21 protein-coding genes are annotated in these 19,733 nt (G+C 61.1%); 12 read left to right on the forward strand and 9 right to left on the reverse strand.

Annotated features, from left to right (window positions below):
* The first annotated feature begins 72 nt into the window (after positions 1–72).
* The 4 genes from AC4LE2_RS06895 (at position 73) to AC4LE2_RS06910 (ending at position 4,311) form a co-directional block, all read left to right on the forward strand.
* Positions 73–351 (forward strand): hypothetical protein, encoded by a 279-nt coding sequence (locus AC4LE2_RS06895; RefSeq protein WP_491825047.1) that lies wholly within the window; start codon positions 73–75, stop codon positions 349–351.
* A 65-nt stretch (positions 352–416) separates the two neighbouring features.
* Complete coding sequence (locus AC4LE2_RS06900) at positions 417–1,334, forward strand: AAA family ATPase (protein WP_491825048.1); 918 nt, start codon at positions 417–419, stop codon at positions 1,332–1,334.
* Between the two features lie 23 nt (positions 1,335–1,357).
* A complete protein-coding gene (locus tag AC4LE2_RS06905; protein WP_491828071.1) occupies positions 1,358–2,287 on the forward strand; it encodes a DUF58 domain-containing protein in 930 nt (309 codons plus the stop codon).
* The gene (locus AC4LE2_RS06910) at positions 2,287–4,311 is read left to right on the forward strand and encodes a transglutaminase TgpA family protein (RefSeq protein WP_491828072.1); all 2,025 of its coding nucleotides are present in this window, start codon (positions 2,287–2,289) and stop codon (positions 4,309–4,311) included. The genes AC4LE2_RS06905 and AC4LE2_RS06910 overlap by 1 nt, the downstream gene beginning before the upstream one ends.
* 8 nt (positions 4,312–4,319) lie before the next feature.
* Here the strand turns inward: AC4LE2_RS06910 and AC4LE2_RS06915 are convergent, their stop codons facing one another.
* Positions 4,320–4,538, reverse strand: coding sequence for a hypothetical protein (locus AC4LE2_RS06915; protein ID WP_491825049.1), 219 nt, complete (start codon positions 4,536–4,538; stop codon positions 4,320–4,322).
* Positions 4,539–4,671: 133 nt separating this feature from the next.
* Positions 4,672–5,496, reverse strand: coding sequence for a TatD family hydrolase (locus AC4LE2_RS06920; protein WP_491825050.1), 825 nt, complete (start codon positions 5,494–5,496; stop codon positions 4,672–4,674).
* 185 nt (positions 5,497–5,681) lie between these two features.
* Between AC4LE2_RS06920 and AC4LE2_RS06925 the strand changes: the two genes are divergently transcribed.
* Positions 5,682–7,055, forward strand: coding sequence for an MltF family protein (locus AC4LE2_RS06925; protein ID WP_491828073.1), 1,374 nt, complete (start codon positions 5,682–5,684; stop codon positions 7,053–7,055).
* A 164-nt stretch (positions 7,056–7,219) separates the two neighbouring features.
* Positions 7,220–7,531 (forward strand): hypothetical protein, encoded by a 312-nt coding sequence (locus tag AC4LE2_RS06930; RefSeq protein ID WP_491825051.1) that lies wholly within the window; start codon positions 7,220–7,222, stop codon positions 7,529–7,531.
* Between the two features lie 22 nt (positions 7,532–7,553).
* On the opposite strand, the gene nhaA is transcribed toward AC4LE2_RS06930, so the two are convergent.
* The 4 genes from nhaA to AC4LE2_RS06950 all read right to left on the reverse strand — a co-directional run bounded on the left by nhaA (position 7,554) and on the right by AC4LE2_RS06950 (position 12,834).
* Complete coding sequence (gene nhaA / locus AC4LE2_RS06935) at positions 7,554–8,918, reverse strand: Na+/H+ antiporter NhaA (protein ID WP_491825052.1); 1,365 nt, start codon at positions 8,916–8,918, stop codon at positions 7,554–7,556.
* Between the two features lie 163 nt (positions 8,919–9,081).
* The gene (gene greB, locus AC4LE2_RS06940) at positions 9,082–9,576 is read right to left on the reverse strand and encodes a transcription elongation factor GreB (RefSeq protein ID WP_491825053.1); all 495 of its coding nucleotides are present in this window, start codon (positions 9,574–9,576) and stop codon (positions 9,082–9,084) included.
* A 55-nt stretch (positions 9,577–9,631) separates the two neighbouring features.
* Positions 9,632–12,154, reverse strand: a complete 2,523-nt coding sequence (locus AC4LE2_RS06945; protein WP_491825054.1) for an ABC transporter permease — start codon at positions 12,152–12,154, stop codon at positions 9,632–9,634.
* Positions 12,151–12,834 (reverse strand): ABC transporter ATP-binding protein, encoded by a 684-nt coding sequence (locus tag AC4LE2_RS06950; RefSeq protein ID WP_491825055.1) that lies wholly within the window; start codon positions 12,832–12,834, stop codon positions 12,151–12,153. The genes AC4LE2_RS06945 and AC4LE2_RS06950 overlap by 4 nt, the downstream gene beginning before the upstream one ends.
* 10 nt (positions 12,835–12,844) lie before the next feature.
* On the opposite strand from AC4LE2_RS06950, the gene AC4LE2_RS06955 reads away from it, so the two are divergent.
* The 3 genes from AC4LE2_RS06955 to AC4LE2_RS06965 all read left to right on the forward strand — a co-directional run bounded on the left by AC4LE2_RS06955 (position 12,845) and on the right by AC4LE2_RS06965 (position 14,860).
* Positions 12,845–13,450, forward strand: coding sequence for an arylesterase (locus tag AC4LE2_RS06955; RefSeq protein WP_491825056.1), 606 nt, complete (start codon positions 12,845–12,847; stop codon positions 13,448–13,450).
* Positions 13,451–13,505: 55 nt separating this feature from the next.
* Complete coding sequence (locus AC4LE2_RS06960) at positions 13,506–13,802, forward strand: hypothetical protein (protein WP_491825057.1); 297 nt, start codon at positions 13,506–13,508, stop codon at positions 13,800–13,802.
* A gap of 95 nt (positions 13,803–13,897) precedes the next feature.
* Positions 13,898–14,860, forward strand: a complete 963-nt coding sequence (locus tag AC4LE2_RS06965; RefSeq protein WP_491825058.1) for a L,D-transpeptidase family protein — start codon at positions 13,898–13,900, stop codon at positions 14,858–14,860.
* 89 nt (positions 14,861–14,949) lie between these two features.
* Here the strand turns inward: AC4LE2_RS06965 and AC4LE2_RS06970 are convergent, their stop codons facing one another.
* Positions 14,950–15,201 (reverse strand): Lpp/OprI family alanine-zipper lipoprotein, encoded by a 252-nt coding sequence (locus tag AC4LE2_RS06970; protein ID WP_491825059.1) that lies wholly within the window; start codon positions 15,199–15,201, stop codon positions 14,950–14,952.
* Positions 15,202–15,666: 465 nt separating this feature from the next.
* Between AC4LE2_RS06970 and AC4LE2_RS06975 the strand changes: the two genes are divergently transcribed.
* Positions 15,667–15,948, forward strand: coding sequence for a GNAT family N-acetyltransferase (locus AC4LE2_RS06975; protein WP_491825060.1), 282 nt, complete (start codon positions 15,667–15,669; stop codon positions 15,946–15,948).
* 93 nt (positions 15,949–16,041) lie between these two features.
* Here AC4LE2_RS06975 and AC4LE2_RS06980 read toward each other — a convergent pair whose 3' ends face one another.
* Positions 16,042–17,118: a 3-deoxy-7-phosphoheptulonate synthase gene (locus AC4LE2_RS06980; protein ID WP_491825061.1), complete on the reverse strand. Its 1,077-nt coding sequence runs from the start codon at positions 17,116–17,118 to the stop codon at positions 16,042–16,044.
* Between the two features lie 216 nt (positions 17,119–17,334).
* Here AC4LE2_RS06980 and AC4LE2_RS06985 point away from each other — a divergent pair, with 216 nt between their 5' ends.
* The gene (locus AC4LE2_RS06985; RefSeq protein ID WP_491825062.1) at positions 17,335–17,835 is read left to right on the forward strand and encodes a universal stress protein; all 501 of its coding nucleotides are present in this window, start codon (positions 17,335–17,337) and stop codon (positions 17,833–17,835) included.
* A 113-nt stretch (positions 17,836–17,948) separates the two neighbouring features.
* Positions 17,949–18,923 carry an HTH-type transcriptional regulator CysB gene (cysB, locus tag AC4LE2_RS06990; RefSeq protein ID WP_491825063.1) on the forward strand — a complete coding sequence of 325 codons (975 nt, stop codon included), beginning with the start codon at positions 17,949–17,951 and terminating at the stop codon, positions 18,921–18,923.
* A 14-nt stretch (positions 18,924–18,937) separates the two neighbouring features.
* On the opposite strand, the gene AC4LE2_RS06995 is transcribed toward cysB, so the two are convergent.
* Positions 18,938–19,672 carry a phosphoadenylyl-sulfate reductase gene (locus AC4LE2_RS06995; RefSeq protein WP_491825064.1) on the reverse strand — a complete coding sequence of 245 codons (735 nt, stop codon included), beginning with the start codon at positions 19,670–19,672 and terminating at the stop codon, positions 18,938–18,940.
* Between the last annotated feature and the right edge of the window lie 61 nt (positions 19,673–19,733).

The raw sequence follows: 19,733 nt of genomic DNA on the forward strand, positions 1-19,733 counted from the left end.
GCGGCCTCGGCACTTTTTCGAGGCCCATACGTCTTACTTGCACACTGTGCGAATTCTGGAGTACTCCCGTAAATGAAAGTCTGGGCCTGCCTGCCGTTGATTGCGTTGTTGCTGACCGGTTGCGCTGCTAAAACCGCGTATCGCGAAAGCTGTGGGACCCAGATCGATGCCGCCTGGCACGAGCTGGACGTGGCCAAGGCTGAAGGTTTTGCCGGTACCATCAGTTATTCGAAGGCACTGTCGCTGCTGACAGGGGCCAAGACCCAACAGCAGTTCGAAGCGTTCGAAGGTTGCACCAACAAAGCTGAAAAAGCCCGCTTTTATATCCGCGAGTCACGCGAGGGCCGCTAGGGCATACAGCCTGCGCGCCTCGGCGCCACGCTGGCGGTAATACCAGGCCGACGTAAGAGGTGGCGATGGTTGATCGACTAGAGGCGTGCCTTGGGGCCGTCAACGAAGTGCTGCTGGGCAAGCAGACACAGGTACGGCTGGCGGTGGCCTGCCTGATCGCGGACGGCCATCTTCTGATCGAAGACCTGCCGGGTATGGGCAAAACCACCTTGAGTCACACCTTGGCCAAGGTGTTGGGCCTGAGCTTCCAGCGTATTCAGTTCACGTCCGACCTGCTGCCTGGGGATATTCTAGGCACGTCGGTGTTTGACAAGGACAGTGGCCAGTTCGCATTCTACCCGGGGCCCATCTTCGCTGAGCTTGTGCTTGCCGATGAGATCAATCGGGCCACCCCTAAAAGCCAGAGTGCACTGCTGGAGGCCATGGAGGAGGGGCAGGTCACCATCGAAGGCGCTACCCGACCACTGCCTCAACCCTTCTTCGTGATTGCCACGCAAAACCCTGTCACTCAGGGCGGCACCTTTCCTCTTCCCGAATCCCAACTCGATCGTTTTCTGATGCGGTTGTCATTAGGCTACCCGGCTCACGCTGCCGAGCGTGCGCTGCTATTGGGCGAAGCCCGCCGCGACATGCTGCCTCGCCTGGCACCGGTACTGGACCATGCACAGTTGGCGGGAGTCCAGGCACTCGCCAAGGCCGTAAGGGTCAGTAGCCCCGTGGTGGATTACGTGCTGCGGTTGGTAGAAGCCACACGTACCCAGCCTCACTTCACCACGGGATTGTCGCCACGTGGCAGCCTTGCGCTGCTGTCTGCAGGGCGGGCATGGGCGCTGCTGGCGGGCCGCGACTATGTGATACCTGAAGACATTCAGGCCGTGCTGCCCGCAGTCGCGGGGCACCGTTTGCGGGAACCCGCAGACCCTCGCGAGCAGGGCGGAGGGCCCTTGATAAAACGGCTGTTAAGTGAGGTGCCAGCGCTGTGACCGCCCCCTGGCGACAGCGCTTGATGACGTGGCAGGCGCTGCGTTCGCCACCAGCCAGTCGCGTGGTACTCGACCACAGGCGAATTTACATTCTGCCCAGCAGTGCCGGCTGGGGTTACCTGTTGACCCTGGCGCTGGTATTTCTGGCGGCAGTCAACTATCAGAACAGCATGGCCTATGCCTTGGCATTCTGTATGGCGGGGCTGTTTGTGGTGGCCATCCTGCATACTTACCGCAACCTCAGCAGCCTGGTATTGGCGGCAGGGCCTATCCGGCCCGTGTTTGCCGGTGAAAACGCCGGTGTCAGCATCAGCCTGGAGGGCGGTGGCCGGCCTCATCATGCGTTGCACTTGGGCTGGACGGCTGCGCACCTGCAACGGTGCGACGTGGCAGCTCAGCACCGCCAGCACTTGCAGTTAGGGCTGACTGCGGCTCATCGAGGATGGCTGCATGTGCCGCGCCTGCGGGTACAAACTCATTTTCCTCTAGGTGTGCTACGCGCCTGGAGTTGGGTTGATTTGGGCCAACGAGTACTGGTGTATCCGCGCGCACTCGATGGCCCGTTACCCCTGCGCGCCGGGCTGGCCGTAGAGGACTTGCGCGAGGGTGGCCAGGTGATGAGCGCAGGCGTAGACGATTTTCAAGGGCTTCAGGAATACCACCCCGGCGACTCATGGCGGCGGCTGCACTGGAAGGCCTATTCGCGGGGCCAGGCTCTACTGATCAAGGCCTTCACGGATACCGGCGGACACGACCCTACCTTAGATTTCGAGGCGTTGGAGGGCTCAGTGGAGGTACGCCTTTCAATCCTCTGCCACTGGGTACTTGAGCTGAACCGTCAGGGGCGCGCATTCGGCTTGCGGCTGCCGGGCGTCGAGCTGCCTGCCGCCGCTGACGAACCCCACCGTGACGCCTGTCTACGTTCACTCGCAGTGCACGGGCAGCCGTCGTGATCTCCACTTCCACGGCCACGGCGCAGGTAGTCTGGCTACCAAAACCGGCCTTGCTTTGGCTCTTGATGGCTGAGGCGTTGGTACTGTTGCCCTTGTGGTTTAACGTGCCGCTGTGGCTGATGGGGCTATGGCTCGCATGCAGTGCTTGGCGCATTGAATGCCAGCGTCGCGGCAAGGCGCTGCCGGGGTGGCTTCTCAAGGGCACGTTACTCGCAGCCACGGTGGCTGGGCTGTATGCATCAGTGGGTACGCTGATCGGGCTAGAGTTCGCCGCCGCGCTCCTGGTAGCAGCCTCGGTGCTCAAGCTGATCGAGGCTCAGGGCCCCCGAGATGCCCGGGTGGTGATCATGCTGGGGTTCTTTTGCCTGGGAGTGGGTTACCTGTTCGACGCCAGCCTCGTCTGGGCGTTGTACAGTCTGCTTCCCCTGACGGCACTGCTGGCTGCGCTGGTGGCGTTGGAATTGGCACCAGGTAGGTCACCGTTCGCGCCGCTGCGCTACGCAGGCACCCTATTGCTCCAGGCTTTGCCGCTGCTGCTGGTGCTATTCGTATTGTTTCCGCGCATCGGCCCACTGTGGTCGTTGCCGATGCCTGGCAACCATGCCTCTACCGGGCTTAGCGATACGGTGGCACCGGGTGACATTGCCGAACTCGCGCAGTCACCGGAGCTTGCTTTCAGGGCGTCGTTCGAGGGCCCGTTGCCTGCCCGGCAGGCATTGTACTGGCGAGCCCTGACCCTGGACCGATTCGACGGCAGCCGCTGGACGCAAAGCGACCCTGGCGCCTTGCGCAAGCCCGCTGTGGTACAGCCACAGGGCCCTGCCTACCGCTACAGGGTGATCCAGGAAGCGAGTGGTCAACCTTGGTTGTTCTTGCTCGACACTGGCCGGCTGGAGGGCAACAGCGCCCGTCAAGGCTATGATTTCCGCTGGCAGCGGGGGAGAGGTATCGACCAAGCGTTCAGTTATGAGGCCATGGGCTGGCCTCAAGCCATTCGTGAGCCGGAGCTAGGCGATATTGCCAGGCGTCAGGCGCTGTCGCTGCCACCCCAAGGCAACCCGCGCAGTCGCGCATTGGCCACTACGCTGGCAGCGGCTTACCCCACACCTAACGCGCGAGTGGCGGCTTTGCTGCGTTTGTTCAACGAGCAGGCGTTCCACTACACGCTCAGGCCTACCCCGTTGGGCGGCGATAGCATCGACGGGTTTTTATTCGATACACGCCGCGGCTTTTGCCTCCATTACGCGGGCGCCTTAACCTTCATGCTCCGGGCCATGGGTGTGCCTGCGCGCATTGTAATCGGTTACCAAGGGGGCGAATTCAACCCACGGGGCAATTACCTGAGCGTGCGTCAATATGATGCCCATGCCTGGGTGGAGTATTGGGCGCCGGAGACTGGTTGGGCCAGTGCAGACCCTACGGCTGCGGTAGCGCCGCAACGCATAGAAGCAGGATTGGCTCAGGCGCTTGCAGAGGATGAGCCATTCCTGGCCAGTTCCCCGTTCTCAGCCTTGCGGTACCGGAATTTTGCTTGGCTCACTGAGCTGCGGTTGGGCTGGGAAAACCTGAACTATGGCTGGGAGCGGTGGGTGCTGGGCTATCAGGAAGGCCAGCAACGTCAATGGCTCAGCCGGTGGTTTGCAGCCTATGCGGCGTGGGCGCTTCCTGTCGCAGGCGGGGGAACGCTCGTGTTATTGGCAGTGCTGTTGCTACGCCCTAAACGACGGCCACGTGATCCCTTGTTGCGGCTGTTTGATCGATTCGAGCGGTTGCTTGCGTACAGAGGAATAAAGCGCCTACCGGGGGAAGCACCAGGGGCATTTGGCGCCCGTGCAAGCGTGGAGGTAACGGAGGTACAGCAGGAAGTGCGAGGGTTCATTGATGTGTTTTGCAGAGCCTACTATGGGAGAGCCGAGGAGGTGCCAGAGGCGCAGCAGGTGATAGACGCAGAGCAGGCCCTAAAGCAGCTGAGAAAGCGTTTAGTGACGCCTTTCACGCTGGGCTTGCACACACGGCGGCAGTAATTGGCAGTTCAGCTGTCTTGTTGTGCTGGCTTGCTTAATGCAGCAACCAAGCAGATAGCACCGATCGCCACTTCCAAGGGGTTGGCAGTGGCCAGACCAAGGCCCGCGAGCAACAAGGCGATTACCAGCAACGGCAGGGTGAACATAGCCGCAGAGGTGGAAGTGATCAGGGCTGGACCGGTGCCGGACACTTGACCCACGGTACGGCAAGCGAGGCGTCTGAACATAGTAATGGCTCCCTCTAGGATGCGAATGATTCACGATCAAAGCCTAGACCAGGCCTCGCATCCAATCGAATCGTCGTTTCCTATGGGCCCGATAGCGAGACGAAAAGTTTCATGCCGCCGATGGCAGGCCCCACTACGGCTCTGATGCCGACGGTGGGGGAGCAGGCAGCTTGAAAAATGCCCTGGCGCAGGCCGTGGTATGGGCCGCCAGGGCCGCTTCGGTTTCGCCACGGTGGCGCGCGACCTCTTTGAGCACTTCCGGCAGATAGGCAGGCTCGTTGCGGCCATGCTTTGGCTTAGGGCGCAGCGTGCGTGGCAGCAACCAGGGGGCGTCGGTTTCCAGCATAAGGCGCCCTTCGGGAATGCTCCCTGTCAACGGGTGTAAATGCGCGCCGCGACGTTCGTCGCATACCCAGCCCGTGAGCCCGATGTGCAGGTCCAGGTCCAGGTAGGCGAATAGCTCGGCACGGTCGGCCGTAAAGCAATGGACGACCGCATTGCTTAGTTGATCGCGCCAGTGGCGCAGGATATCCAGCAGGCGAGGTGCAGCGTCGCGTTCATGCAAAAACACGGGCAGGCCATGGCGTGCTGCCAGTGCGAGCTGTTCCTCGAAGGCCTGTTCCTGTTTGGGCCTGGGCGAAAAATCCCGGTTGAAATCCAGGCCGCATTCACCCACGGCGCGAACCCGCGGGTGGGTCAACAGCGCCTCGATACGCTGGGAAGTCTCCACTCCCCATGCTTTGGCCTCATGGGGGTGTACGCCGGCCGTGGCAAATAGCGCGTAGGCCTCGGGGTCAAGCTGTTCAGCCAGCCTGATGGCTTGCTCACTGACCTCGACGCTGGTTCCTGTGATGATCATCTGGGTGACCCCGGCTTGTGCCGCTCGCGCCAATAGCCCTGTATGCTGCTCGTCGAATGCCGGATTGGTCAGGTTGACGCCGATATCGATGAGTTGCATGGTTGCTCCTTTCAGGCTGAGGCCGGAAAGCATACCAAAGCTTTACCCTTATAAATAAACCCGACGCTGGCGCCCAACCTGTGCGCCAGCGCGATATTGGTAGTTCCTGGTAGTGTGCCGGGATGGGCTTTTACCTCGGAGCATAGATGCCACAGTCTTTTACGGGCCCTCGTGCAGGCCTGAAGATGAACCTGGCCGCGCTCGTGGCCTGCGCAATGATGAGCACTGCGGCGTCAGCGCAATCTAAACCACCTGCCACTGCCCATGACCTGGCCCAGATTCGCCAAGCCAAGGTACTTCGAGTAGTGGTCAACCAGAGCCGTAACAGCTCCGCCACCGTCGACGGTAACGCCGTAGGCGCCGAGGACCAGCGTTTGCAAGCCTTCGAACGCTACCTCAATAGCCAGCCCGGGACGCACCCGCAGGTGCGTTTGAAGGCCGTGCCGCGGCCCAAGGGGCAATTGCTCGGCGCCCTTCAGCGGGGTGAGGCAGACCTTGCAGCCCCCGGTGAGCTGTTGCCCCCAGCCAGCAGCCTGCAATCAGTGGCCAGTGCCGCCACGGTCGCTGAAGTACCGTTGGTGCTGGTACAGCCTCATAAGCACAAGGCCTTTGCCACCCTCGACCAGCTCTCCGGCAAACATCTGGTACTGGTCAGCGGCAGTGCGGCAGGCGAGGCGGTTACCCGAGCCAATGCCCAGTTAGCGGCACGCCACCGTGCGCCGATTATCGTCGAATGGGCTGATGCCAGCCTTGGCGTGGAAGATGTATTGGACATGATCAGCGCGGGTGTCTATGCCATGACGCTGGTCGAGAAGCCCATTGCCGAGCGCTGGGTGAAGCTTATGCCAGACTTGCGTGTCGAGCGACGAATCGCCTTTCAGGCCCCAAGCCCTATGAACTGGTACGTACGTGGGGATGCTCCACAGCTGAGCGACAGCATTCGGGAGTTTTTGGGCCAATACCGCCCGCCAGCCAACCAGGATAAGGCGCTGCTGGAAGGGTGTCGCACCCTCTACCAGACCCGCTACCCGCTGCACGATGATGACCGTGAACGCTTGGAGGCCTTGCGGCCGGTACTTCAACGAAACGCCCGTCAACATGGCCTCGATTGGCTTGACCTTGCCGCACTGGCCTACAAGGAGTCGGACCTGGAGCCTGCTGCGCGTGGTGGTGGCGGCGCCAGCGGGCCCTTGCAGATCACGCCGGCGGCGGCCCGCAGGGTGGGGGTTAAAAACGTCAGCAACGTGGATGACAGTGTGCGTGCTGCCGCGCGCTATCTGGCTCTGATACGCACCCGGTTTTTTAATAGCAAAACCATGGACGAGCGTGAGCGCATGGCGTTCGTGCTGGCGGCCTACAACCTGGGCCCCGAGCGCGTACAACGGTTCAGGGTCCAGGCACGGCAACGCGGTCTAGACCCTAATCGCTGGTTTTTCCAGGTTGAGCGTATCGCCATGGAGAACGTTGGGCTGGCGACTGTGAAGTATGTGAATAATGTGAACAAGTACTACCTGGCCTTCGATCGGGCGCGGGGTAGCCTGGAGGAGGGTAAGCGGTAGGTTGACAGGGGTAACGCGCGCTACTAGGATCCTGTGCATGCGCCGATTTAGACAGCTACTTGCGGGGCGCCTGGGTTGTATCCACAACCTGAAATACCGCTAAAGCGCTGGCTCGGTGCCGCCTCGCCCCAGCCCGGCGGAATCCGTGAGGCTGAGTAACCACCATGACCTGTCCGCGCCCAATCGTTTGCCTGACCCCCTTGCCTGGCTCATCGGCCCCCACCCATATCCCCAGCATCCTGCTGGTAGGGCGCCATCAACCGACGCTATTGCGCTGCCTCGATGGCTGGCCACGGCGTACGGGCAAATCGTCGCCGTGCTCCATTCAATTTCTCGATCAAGGTCAATCCTTGGATCACTTCCCCAACGACCGTTTCGACTTGGCCGTGGTGCAATCACCCCGTGCCGATCAGGCATCGGCCTTGATCGCCGCGCTCACCCGTGTGGCGCGGCAAGGTTTGCTTACGCTGCGCTGACTAATGCGCGCCAATGAAGGCGTCAGGCACTTTGCCGCGCAGCGTTGCGTACAAACATTAGCCAGCCCCAGCCGAGGCCTAACAGCGCCGAGCAAGCCGAAGCAATCAAGACGCCGAGCTTGGCCACGCCCAACAGGTTGGGGTCTGTGAACGCCAACCCGGCGATGAAAATCGACATGGTAAAGCCAATGCCGGCCAACAGCCCAATAAGGATGATCCCGCGCCAGGTGACGCCTGCAGGCAACTCACACAGGCCGGCCTTGACCAGCCCCAGGCTGGTAAGTACCACACCGACCGGCTTGCCCACTACCAGCGCCAGGGCGACGCCAAGCCAGACGAGGGTAGCTGCGTCGTCGGTCAAGGAGGTGCTGCCAAACGAAACCCCGGCGTTGGCGAGCGCGAAGAGCGGCATGATGCCGTAGGCCACCCAGGGATGAAGGGCGATTTGCACGCGCTGCACGGGGGGTAACAGCTCGCGTTGGGCCTTTACGATACGCCCCAGAGGCTGGCGAACCGCCTCGCTGGCGGGGCTTTCCTTGAAGCGCCCCATCAGGTCGTGCATAGCGTGGCTCAGGGTTTCCAGCGGCCGCTCTTTGGCAGGCCGAGAGTAAACAGGTGTCATCAAGCCCAGGATTACCCCGGCCAGTGTGGGATGAACCCCAAACGACGCAAGGCCTGCCCACAGCACGACGCCTGGTATGAGGTAGAGCCAGGCAGAGGTAATGCCCATGCGCTGGAACAGCAGGACGAAGGCAATCCCCAGTAGCGCCAAGGCGCCCCCGCTGAAGTTCAGCGAGGTGGTATAGAACAGCGCGATGATCAGAATGGCGACGATGTCGTCGATGATCGCCAGCGCCAGCAGGAAGATCCGCACCCCTGGCGCGATCGACTTGCCCAGCAGTGCCATAACACCAACCGCGAAGGCGATGTCCGTGGCGGTGGGTACGGCCCACCCGGACAGGGATTCATGCCCAAGGTTGAAGGCGGTATAGATCAGCGCCGGCACGGCTACCCCGCCTATCGCTGCGGCCACCGGCAACGCGGCCAGCTTGAAGTTGGCCAGCGAGCCGTCTTTGAGCTCGGAGCGAATCTCCATGCCCACTACCAGAAAGAAAATGGTCATCAAGCCATCGTTGACCAGGAAGTGGAGGCTCGCACCGATTGAATGGCTACCCAGGGTCACGCTCAGGCGGGTGTGCCAAAGGGCTTCGTAGGTGTCAGCGGCAGGGCTGTTAGCCCAGATCAGCGCGGCTATCGCAGCGATAACCAGCACGATACCGCTCACGGCCTCGATGTGGCTGAAACGCTCCAATGCCGCCAAGGCTTGGTGGGTGAGTTGCTGAGCACGGGGGATGGAGGTGGACGCGGGGCGGTTGGGTGCAGGCATCGGGTATCCTCACCAGCGGCCCGACTGGTGTGAACGTTAACCTGTACCTAAGGTTGCCTAGGTACACCCGTGGCAAATGCTAAGGGCTGAAGCTCAAAGGTGCAACCCTGACAGGCGAGGGCAGTGCCTGCCAGCGCGTGGTAACGAACGTTTTCAGACTAAGTTACCCGCTACCCGCCAGGGTTGGCGGGCGGTACTCGATGGCGCTCACGTACCAAGTGGCGTCTCCACCGGGAGTGGGGACTACCACTTCGTCACCCTCCTGCTTTTTCAGCAGCGCCCGGGCCATGGGCGAGTCGATGGAAATGTAATCCAGCCTGCCGTAGATTTCGTCGTACCCGACAATGCGGAAGCGTTTGCTGGCCCCGTCATCATTCTCGATCTCAACCCAGGCCCCGAAGAAGACCTTGCCCTCTTGCTCAGGGGAGTAGTCCACGACCTTGATGTCCTCAAGCCGCTTGCGCAGGTAGCGCACACGCCGGTCTATCTCGCGTAGAAGCTTCTTGTTGTATTGGTAATCGGCGTTCTCGCTCCGGTCACCCAGCGACGCGGCCCAGGCCACCTTTTGAGTGATCTCAGGCCGGTACACCCGCCACAGGTGATCCATTTCTGCTTTAAGCGCGTCGTACCCCTCGCGCGTGATGATGCTGGTGGCCAAAGCTCACTACTCCTTACTCTACTTGACGCCCTTGAGGTGCTGCCTGGCACAAGGGCTAGCCTTCGCGCAGTACGCGCAACGGGCTTTCAGTCAAGGCACGCCGTGTACCGAATACGCCTGCAACCCCGACCAATGCGGCCCCAATAAGGGGTAGCGCCACCAGCCAGGGATGGACGTGCCAGGGCAGGCTCAAGGCAAAGCGGTACAGCCCCCAACTGGCTGCCTCTGCGGCCACTGCGCCCAGTACGCCGCTGGCTACCCCCAGCACGCAGAACTCGATACGCCGGGCGCGCACCAGGACCGCTCGGCTTGCACCCAAAGCCCGGAGCAGGGCGCCCTGGTGAATTCGCTCGTCCAGTGTGGCCTGTAGGCCTGAGAACAGCACGGCAAGGCCAGCCGCCAGTACGAATACCAGCACATACTCCACTGCCAGGGTGACCTGAGCCAGAATGCTGCGCAGTTGTTCGAGTAACGCCTCGACCTGCAATAGCGTCATGGCGGGGAATGCACGCGCTAGCGCCACGATTTGAGCGTCTTGACCAGGCGCCAGGTAAAAGCTGGTGAGGTAGGTGACCGGGAAGTCCCGCAGGGTGCCCGGCTCGAAGATCATGAAGAAATTCGGCTGGAAATTATCCCAACTGACCGTGCGGATGCTTGAAACGCGGGTGTCGCGCTCAGTACCTGCCACGTTGAAGCTGAGGGTATCACCCACCCGCACCCCAAGGCTCTCAGCCAGACGCTGCTCTACAGAAACACCCGGTGCCTGCTGGGCGTCCGACTCGTCACGCGGTGCCCACCATCGCCCCTCAGTGATCTGGTTGCCCTCAGGCAGCTCCGCAGCCCAAGTGAGGTTCAGGTCGCGCTGGGTGGCACGCTCTCCCTGGCTGTCTTCAGCCACTACGTCCCCCACCGGGCGACCATTGATGGCCGTAAGCCGGCCGGGAACGATCGGATAGAGGGGGGCAGCGACTGCTCCGTACGCTTTCAACCGCTCCGCGAAGGCGTCGCGCTCGGCAGGAAGGATGTTGAGCACGAAATAGTTGGGAGCATCGGCGGGAAGTTGATGTTGCCAGGTGTCTAGCAATTCACCACGCAGTAAGGCGACCAGCGCCATTGCGAACAAGATCAATCCAAATGCCAGCGATTGGCCAGCGGCCGCAACAGGATGGCGCAGCAACTGACCCACGCCCAGGCGCCATGGCAGGGGCGCTGAGGCCAGTGCACCGCGCAGGCGGCGCAGCCCTAGCACCAGCAGGCTACCTAGCAGTAGCGCGGCGACGGTGCCCGCGCCAAGCAGTGCAAGGGTAAGGATAGGATCCAGGCTAAGACGCCACATGATCAGCCCCAAGGCAACCAGTGCGCTGGCGTACACCAACCAGCTACGCGTGGGCACAGGCAGCATGTCCCCGCGCAGTACACGCAGTGGCGGCACCCTGCCGAGGGCGGCCAGGGGCGGCAGTGCAAAGCCTGCCAGCGCTACCATGCCAGTGCCTATACCGGCCAAGGCAGGCCCCACGCCAGCCGGAGGGACTTCGCTCGGCAACAAGCCATTGAGCAAAGCAAAGATGCCAAATTGCGCGAGCCAGCCGACTAGCGCCCCGGCAGCGCAGGCAGCAAGCCCCAACATCGCCAGTTGCAAGGCAAATACCGCCAATACCTCGCCGCTGGAGAGCCCCAGACAACGCAGTAGCGCACTGGCGTCATAACGCCGTGCGGCGAAGCGGGCTGCGCACAACGCCACGGCCACGCCGGCCAAGAGCACAGCTACCAGGCTGGCCATGTTCAGGTAGCGCTCTGCCTTGCCTAGGGCGCCGCCCACCTGTCGGTTGCTGTCACGGGCATCGCGCAACGCCTGGTTCGGTTCGAGCCCCACTTTAACCAGCTGGCGGTATTGCTCCAGATGCTCAGGGGTGCCGCGCCACAAGTCGCGGAACGTAACCCGGCTGCCGGGCTGCACTACGCCCGTGGCGGGCAGGTCTTCGAGGTTGATCATTACCCGTGGGGTAAGGCTGTAGAAATTACCTGCCCGGTCGGGTTCGTAGGTCAGCACCCTGGCCAGGCGCAGGCGCTTGAGGCCAATGTTTACACTGTCCCCGATCTTCAGGCCCAGGGCACTGAGCAGACGTGGCTCGACCCAGGCTTCGCCAGGGGCCGGTGCGCCGCCTTCGGTTTCTGTGGCATAAGGTTCGGCGGCGCTGCGCAGTTGGCCGCGCAGCGGGTAGTCGGTGTCCACTGCCTTGATGCTGGACAGTTCAATGGCTTGATCGGTGGCCACCACACTGCTGAATTCTACGACCTGAGCGTGATCCAGGCTCAGTTCGCGGCCAATGCGCAATTGTTCCAGGCGAGCGGGCGTGCTGCCTTGCAGCACCAGGTCGGCGCCGAGAAACTCTGTGGCGCGCAGTTGCATGGCAGCGTTGAGGCGGGCTCCGAAATACCCAATCGCGGTGCTGGCGACCACGGCCACGAGCAACGAAAAAAACAGTACGCGCAGCTCGCCGGCGCGCAAGTCCCGCCATAGTTGCCGCGCGGCCAGCCGCCAGAGCCGGCCCAGGCCCTGCTTGCCGGTGGCTTTCACAGGCTTCCCGAGGCAACCAGGTGCCCGGCCTCCAGGCGGATCCAGCGGCGACAACGCTGAGCCAGCCGCTCATCGTGGGTAACCAACACCAGGGTCGTGCCTTGCTCATGATTAAGGTCGAACAGCAGTTCGGTAATTTTCTCCCCCGTATGGGTATCGAGGTTTCCGGTTGGCTCATCCGCGAATAGCACAGAGGGCTCGGCGGCGAATGCGCGGGCGATGGCCACGCGCTGTTGTTCACCACCTGACAACTGCCGTGGCCAATGCCCCAGCCGTGCCCCCAGGCCCACGCGGTTCATCAGGGTAGTGGCCTGCTGGCGAGCGTCGGCGCGCCCGTGTAGCTCAAGGGGCAGCATCACGTTTTCAAGCGCGGTGAGGGTTTCGAGCAATTGGAATGATTGGAAGACAAAACCTACATGCTCTGCTCGCACTTGGGCGCGCTGGTCTTCGGTCAGGGCGCCAAGGGTATGCCCGGCCAAAATAACCTCTCCCTCGCTCGGTTGGTCCAGGCCAGCGAGCAAACCTAGCAAGGTGGACTTGCCTGAACCCGACGCCCCAATGATCGCCAAGCTGTCACCGTGCGCCAATGCCAATGACAAGGCATTGAGAATATGCAAATCGCCTTCCGCGCCGGGAACCACTTTGGTAAGGTTCTGCGCTGTGAGAATGCTTGGGCCCATGGAGATTCCGATGCGAGTGTGGAAAGTAGCCGTCGTGCTGTGGGCGTTATGCATCGCCCAAACAGCCGCAGCAGGGACCTTGTTGGTGTTGGGGGATAGTATCAGCGCAGGTTTCGGCCTGGATACCACCAAGGGGTGGGTGACCCTTTTGCAAAACCGGCTCAAGGAGCAGGGTTTTGCCGATACAGTGGTAAACGCGTCCATTACCGGCGACACCAGTGCCAATGGTCGTGCACGCCTGCAGACACTGCTCGCGGCCAACACGCCAGAGGTGGTAATCGTCGAGTTGGGAGGCAACGATGGCTTGCGTGGTCAGCCACCTGCTCAATTGCAACAAAACCTTACTTCCATCATTCAGCAGGCCAAGAACAGCGGTGCGCGAGTGTTGCTGCTGGGCGTGCCATTGCCTCCTAACTATGGCGCCGCCTACATCAACGCGTTTGGCCGTGCTTACCAGCAGGTGGCAGACGAGCAACAAGTGGCGTTCGTCCCTTCACTACTGGAGGGGGTGGGCGGTGTGCCTGGGTTGATGCAGGCCGATGGCCTACATCCGCGCGCTGAAGCCCAGCCCAAGCTGCTGGAAAATGTATGGCCTGTCCTTAAGCCACTGTTGTGACGCTTTTCTCCGGGCGGGCTTTGAGCTAAGGTTGCGCCCCCTTCCGGAGCCCGCAATGCCACGTCCTGCCTGGTCCCTCTTTGCCTACCGCTTGATCGAGCCCGACGAGCAACTTGACCTGTTCGCCTGCCAGGAGGCACGGGTACACCTGGCTGCTCGGCAGTTGGAGCTGGGGGGCGCCATCGACCGTACGTTGTGCGGCGGGCTGCTACCTGCGCAGCCCCGGTGGCAAGCCGTGGCAAGGGGCATCTTTCGCGATACCCGCCTGTGCCCACTGTGCCGGGCTATTTTGTTCGCCCAGCGCAAGGGCACTCGCCCGGTGTGGCCTGGCTTGCAGAACGGGTACGACTGACGCTACCGCTTGGCCCCAGCGTTCCCGACACGCCAAGGCGGGGTGTACAATCGCGTGTTTGAACCTCGCTTCACTGCATTTAAGGATCTCCCAGCATGTCGTCGCGCCTGCCTGCCTTTAGCCGTTGCCTGTGCTTGGCCGCTGTCCTTGTGGCGGGCCCGGCAGCGGCCCTGGAATTCCCCTTGCCGCCCCCCGGCGAAGATGTCATTGGTCAGGTGCAGACCATTACCGCCAAATACGAAGACACGTTCGCCGATCTTGCCCAGACCTATGACCTGGGTTACCAGGAAATGCTTTCGGCCAACCCAGGGGTGGATGCCTGGTTGCCCAAGCCAGGCACCGAGATCGTCTTGCCCACCCGTTTCATTCTGCCGCCGGGCCCTCGGCAGGGCATTGTGATCAACCTGGCTGAGTACCGCCTGTACTACTACCCCAAGGGGCAGGATGTGGTGCGTACCTACCCGCTGGGGATTGGCCGCGAGGGCTGGGGCTCACCGGTGGCCAACACTAAGATCATCGCCAAGGTTGCCAATCCTTCCTGGACGCCACCTGCGTCGGTCAAGGCGGAGCATGCTGCCGACGGAGATCCCTTGCCTAACGTCGTACCACCCGGCCCGGACAACCCGCTAGGGCCCTTTAAATTCACGCTAGGCCTGCCGGGCTACCTGATCCACGGTTCCAACAAGAAGTTTGGGATCGGTACCCGTACCAGCCACGGGTGTTTTCGTATGTACAACGAAAACGTGCTGGAGCTTTCAACCCTGGTGCCCGTTGGTACGGCCGTACGGATCATCAACGAGCCCTACAAGTTCGGTGTGAGTGGCGGGCAGATTTATCTGGAGGCCCATACACCGCTGGATGCTCAGGGCGACCCGTCCGGTGTGGACAAGCACACCTCGGTCATCAATGCATTGCTCAACCGCAAGGACCTGGCTACGCCGACCAACGTGAACTGGGACGACTTGCGCGACATCATCGGCGCCGAAGATGGCATCCCTGTTGTCATTGGCATGCCGTCAGGCCCTGCACTGCCAAGTACGGCAGGGTCAGCCCTGTAAGGCCTGCGGGGCCCGGCCTGCAATCCGGACAAAAAAGCCGACCTTCTGTTAAGAGGGTCGGCTTTTTTGTTGCCGTAGTTGCCCGTAGGTTACTTGCGGCTTGCCTTGTCGAGCATGCGCAGTGCGCGCTCGTTGGCTTCGTCAGCGGTTTGCTGAGCTTTCTGAGCGGCGGCCATGGCCTCGTCAGCTTTACGGTAGGCTTCGTCAGCACGTGCTTGTGCACGAGCAGAAGCGTCTTCGGTAGCGGTCAGGCGAGCTTCGGACTCTTTAGATGCGCTGCTGCAACCGGTGGCCAGAACAGCAGCCAAAGCCAGAGCAGAGAATTTCAGAACGTTGTTCATCGTGTTCCCCTTAAAAGGATGTTTTAGTTGAACACTATTTCCCGAGGTCGAGACAATAGCCGGCGTACATAGTACTCATTACTTGTAGTAAGTAAACCGGCCCTCTGCAAGAGAAGCTGGAAAACCTCTATCGCCGCCAGGTCGGGCCGCGTAGGTCGGGCCGCGTAGGTCTTGCCATCTAGTCGCTTATCGTAGCTGTCATGAATTAAGACGCACTAAATCCTGCCTGTTATGCCGTGAGGCTTAGTTGAACTTATGCTTGCGCGAGGGGTCTTTATTAGCTTCGAAAATGGGAGCCAATAGTACAAACAGCTCGTGGGCTATTAGCTACTACCGCTACCAGCGTTACTGACTGAGGTACTGCTGCCATCGCTCAGGTGATCCAATAATCAATTACAAAATATTCCAACCAAGGCTAAACAGCGGTATGGTAAAGCTCCAATTCAAAGACCCGCGAGGCCCCACATGAGCGAGGCGCTGTCCATCCACCATGACCAGGAAGGTCATCAGTTCGAGACGACCGTGGACGGCCATCGTGCTTACCTGACCTATATGGACCTAGGCAAGCAAACCTTGGACATCTACCGTACCTTCGTACCTAATGCCCTACGTGGCCGTGGCATCGCTGCCGCTTTGACTGAGCAGGCATTGGCCTATGCCGACAGCATGGGCTATACGGTGATTCCGTCGTGCTCATACGTAGAGCGCTACATGGAACGCCATCAGCGTCGTAGCGCCAGTATCTGAAGCAGCCCCCCTGCAGCTTACGTTCGGCAGGAAGGCCCGTCTGAGACTGCCCGTCCGGGACTGCCCGTCCAGGACTGCCCAGCGCCGAGTCGTTCAGGCGCGTGAGCGGCTCGGCAGTACACCCTTGAGTTTGTCGTGCATCGCGCGAACGCTGGCCTGCGTGGTGTCCCAGCCGATGCAAGCGTCCGTTACCGACACGCCGTAGGTGAGGTCGGACAAATCCTTCGGAATGGCCTGCGCGCCTGCTGCGATGTGGCTTTCAACCATCAAGCCGATGATCGAACAGTTGCCTTCCACAATCTGGTTGGCCACGTTGTCCATGACCAGCGGCTGCAGTTCATGGTCTTTGTTGGAGTTGGCGTGGCTGCAATCGATCATGATGTTGGGCCGGATGCTCGCCTTTTGCAGCGCCTGTTCACACAGCGCCACGCTGACCGAATCGTAGTTGGGTTTGCCATTCCCGCCGCGCAACACCACGTGACCATAGCCGTTTCCCTTGGTGGTGACGATGGACACACCGCCTTCCGGGTTGATGCCCAGGAAGCGGTGGGGTTTGGACACCGATTGCAAGGCATTGATGGCTACGGTCAGGCCGCCATCGGTGCCGTTCTTAAAGCCAACGGCCGAGGAAAGCCCGGAGGCCATTTCCCGGTGGGTTTGGGATTCGGTGGTGCGCGCGCCAATGGCAGACCAACTGATCAGGTCTTGCAGATACTGAGGCGAGATCGGGTCCAGTGCTTCGGTCGCGGTTGGCAGCCTCATCTCGGCGAGGTCCAGCAACAGCTTGCGACCAATGTGCAGGCCGTCGGCGATCTTGAAAGAGTCGTCCAGGTAAGGGTCGTTGATGAGCCCCTTCCAGCCAACGGTAGTGCGTGGCTTTTCGAAATAGACCCGCATTACCAGGTATAGCGTGTCCGACACTTCCTCGGCCAGCGCCTTGAGGCGCCGCGCATAGTCATGAGCCGCCTCGATGTCGTGGATGGAGCAAGGGCCAATGACCACGAACACGCGGTGGTCCTTACCGTCGAGAATGTCGCGGATCACCGCCCGGCCCTCGGCAACGGTACGCTGGGCAGCGTCGCTCAAGGGGATATCGCGTTTTAGCTGATCGGGAGTAATCAGCGTCTCGTTGGAAGCAACGTTAAGGTCGTTGAGGGGCAAATCGGCCATGGTGGTACTCATCGTCAAGCAGTTCAGGCGCGACCGGGCTGCCGGTAGGCGCGGGGTGTCGAACCTTAGCGCGTTCGGCGCCCTTTCGACAATGCCCCACGGGCCAGGGGGTACGCAAAACAGACAAGCCCCTTCGCTTGTGTGCCGGCCAGCGGTTTGGCCCGGCGCTGCTAGACTTGACGGATCGCCGCCTACAAGCGCGGTGGGGGAGTGCCGATGATTCACTCGATGCTGTACGCCACTGACCTTGGCGCTTATGCGCCGCTTGTACTGCAACATGCACTGGCCCTGGCACGCCAGTTCGAGGCTGAGCTGCATGTGATTCACGCGGTCGAGCCCATCGGCAGCTTCGCCGAGTCGGTGCTGCAAAGTTACCTGGATGCACGCACGCTCAACGCCCTGCACGGTCAGGGGGTCGACGCGCTGTTGGCAAACATCGAAAAACGGGTGCTGGATGACTTTCAGCAAGAGCTGGCCAGCGGTGCCCATGACCTCAACAGGGTGAGCGCCGTGAGGGTGCGTCAGGGCGATCCGGCTGAGGTTATTCTCGATCAGGCCCGCCGCCTTCAGGTAGACCTGCTGGTGGTGGGTAGTCATAGCAGGATGGACCCCACCGCGCTGCCCTTGGGCCGAACGGCAGCACGCGTGATGCAATTATCTGAAGTGCCGGTGTACCTGGTGCCGCTAATCCATGGCTTGAGCCGACGCAGGGTGTGACACATCCGGATAAAAAGTTCTAGATTCCGTGGCGAACCGTCAATATAGTTATAACCCTTGCCGTGACCCCCTGACCGCAAGCGGGGGCGGTTTTTCAAGCCTTGGGGGCCTGCATGAAGCTTCAGCAACTGCGCTATATCTGGGAAGTCGCCCATCATGACCTGAACGTTTCCGCTACAGCGCAGAGCCTTTACACCTCCCAGCCAGGTATCAGTAAGCAGATCCGTCTGCTTGAAGACGAGTTGGGCGTAGAAGTGTTTGCCCGCAGTGGTAAACACCTTACCCGCGTAACCCCGGCGGGTGAGCGCATTATCACCACGGCCGGCGAAATCTTGCGCAAGGTCGAAAGCATCAAGCAGATTGCCCAGGAATTTTCCAACGAGAAAAAGGGCACGCTGTCCATCGCCACTACCCACACCCAGGCGCGTTACGCGCTGCCACCCGTCATCAGCGCCTTTATCAAGCAGTACCCGGAAGTGGCGTTGCACATGCATCAAGGCTCGCCCATGCAGATCGGGGAGATGGCTGCCGATGGAACCGTCGACTTTGCCATTGCGACCGAGGCCCTGGAGCTGTTCGGCGACTTGATCATGATGCCATGCTACCGCTGGAATCGTTGCGTGGTAGTACCCCAGGGTCACCCCCTCACCAAAGTGCCAAAGCTGACGTTGGAGATTCTGGCCGAGCACCCTATTGTGACCTACGTGTTCGGCTTTACTGGGCGTTCCAAACTCGACGAAGCATTCAGCCACCGGGGCCTGACGCCCAAGGTGGTGTTCACTGCCGCCGACGCCGATGTCATCAAAACCTATGTGCGCCTGGGCCTGGGGGTGGGAATCGTGGCTCAAATGGCCGTTGACCCGAAACTCGACAGCGACCTGGTCATGCTCAGCGCCGATCATTTGTTCGAGCCCAGCGTCACGAAAATAGGCTTCCGACGCGGTACATTCCTGCGCGGTTTCATGTGTGAGTTCATCCAGCGCTTCGCGCCGCACCTCACCCGCGAGGTCATGGCAAAAGCCATCGCCTGCCACAACAAGCAAGAACTCGAAGACCTCTTCAGCGAGGTAGAGCTGCCGGTGCACTGAGCACCGGGCTGCACTTACGCCTTGGCGATCAGGTTACCCGCATGCAACCCACATTCTTTTTGCGTGGCTTCTTCCCACCACCAGCGCCCCTCGCGCTCATGCTGGTTGGGCAATACAGGGCGGGTGCAGGGCTCGCAACCGATGCTGATGAAGCCCCGCTCATGCAGGCTGTTGTAGGGTAGCTCCAGCATGCGTATGTAGGCCCATACTTCAGTACTGGTCATTTGCGCCAAGGGGTTGAATTTGTACAGTGTGTGCTCAGGTGTGGAAAACGCCGTGTCTACCTCGACGCTCGCCACTTGGCTACGGGTACCTGGGCTCTGGTCTCGGCGCTGGCCGGTTGCCCAGGCGCGCACCGAGGACAGCTTGCGACGCAGCGGGGCGATCTTGCGGATACCGCAGCATTCGCCGTGGCCATCCCGGTAGAAGCTGAACAGGCCCTTTTCCGTGACCATGGCTTCAAGGGCCTCGCGCTCGGGCGATAACACCTCGATGGCAATGCCATAGTGCTCACGCACCTGCTCGATAAAACGGTAGGTTTCCGGGTGAAGACGGCCGGTATCGAGCGTGAACACCTTGACCTGCTTATTCAGCTTGTAGGCCATGTCCAGCAATACCACGTCCTCGGCGCCACTGAAGGATATCCAGAGGTCGTCACCAAAGTGCTCGAAGGCAAACTTGAGTACATCTTGCGGAGATTGCGTCGCATACGTAGCCGCCGCTTGGGCGACATCAAACAAAGGTTTCATCAGGCGGTTCCAAGTGGCTGGCGCTTCTGTCAGCGCTCGAATACCAAAAGGGTATCAAATT

It is taken from the genome of Pseudomonas sp. 9.3L, from assembly GCF_058536285.1.